Genomic DNA, 1,189 nt, shown 5'->3' with positions numbered 1-1,189 from the left:
CCCTTGCTCATCCACTGCTTGAAGTTGCGCGCGCGATAGAGCTCGGTCTTGAGCCACGAGGTTTCGAAAGATGCGGGGTAAGCAGTGAGTTCGTCGTTCTGACGGCCGGCCTGAACGGCATCGAATGCGGCTTCGGCGGCGAGCTTGCCGGTCTTGATCGCGGCGTGCGAGCCCTTGATTCGCGATGCGTTGAGAAAACCCGCATCGTCGCCGACGAGCGCACCGCCCGGAAACACCAGCTTCGGCAGCGACATCAAACCGCCCGCCGTAATCGCGCGCGCGCCGTAGGAAATACGCTTGCCGCCTTCGAGGAACGCGCGGATCGACGGATGCGTCTTGTAGCGCTGAAACTCCTCGAACGGCGACAGATACGGATTCGAATACCCCAGCCCGACCACGAACCCGACCATCACCTGGTTGTTATCCATGTGATACAGGAACGAGCCGCCGTAGGTATCGTTTTCCAGTGGCCAGCCGGCGGTGTGAATGACCAAACCCGGCTTGTGCTTCAGCGGATCGATTTCCCACAGTTCCTTGATGCCGAGGCCGTAGACCTGCGGATCGGCGTCCTTGCGCAGCTTGAATTTGTCGGTGAGCTGGCGTCCCAGATGCCCACGTGCGCCTTCGCAGAACAGCGTGTATTTCGCGTGCAACTCCATGCCGAGCTGGAAGTTCTCAGTCGGCTGGCCGTCCTTGCCGACGCCCATGTTGCCCGTCACGACGCCACGCACCGAGCCGTCGTCGTTATAGAGCACTTCGGCTGCGGGAAAACCCGGGAAAATCTCGACGCCCAGCGCTTCGGCCTGCTGACCCAGCCAGCGCGTGAGGTTCGCGAGGCTGATCACGTAGTTGCCGTGGTTCTTGAAGTTGTCGGGCAGCAGCCAGTTGGGCACCTGCTTCGCGCTGCTCTGCGTCAAAAACAGGAAACGGTCCTCGCTGACTTCGACGTCCAGCGGCGCGCCTTTTTCCTTCCAGTCGGGGATCAGTTCGTTGAGACCGCGCGGGTCCATCACCGCGCCGGAAAGAATATGCGCACCGATTTCCGAGCCTTTTTCGAGCACGACAACCCCGATTTCGACGCCTTTTTCCTGTGCAAGCTGCTTGAGCCGGATGGCCGCCGACAGTCCAGCCGGGCCACCGCCAACGATCACGACGTCATATTCCATCGACTCGCGGGGACCGTACTGCT

The 1,189-nt window shown here is 61.2% G+C and carries 1 protein-coding gene; it reads right to left on the bottom strand.

Annotation, left to right across the window (positions count from 1 at the left end; translation table 11 throughout):
- Positions 1-1,189 (bottom strand): NAD(P)/FAD-dependent oxidoreductase (locus tag AWB65_RS34970; protein WP_143281834.1); only part of this gene is annotated, 1,189 nt, incomplete at both ends.

Source organism: Caballeronia humi (assembly GCF_001544475.1).
In the GTDB taxonomy this organism is placed as follows: Bacteria; Pseudomonadota; Gammaproteobacteria; order Burkholderiales; family Burkholderiaceae; genus Caballeronia; species Caballeronia humi.
The sequence above is the reverse complement of the archived record's forward strand: the minus strand, read 5'-3'. Positions and strand labels throughout refer to the sequence as shown.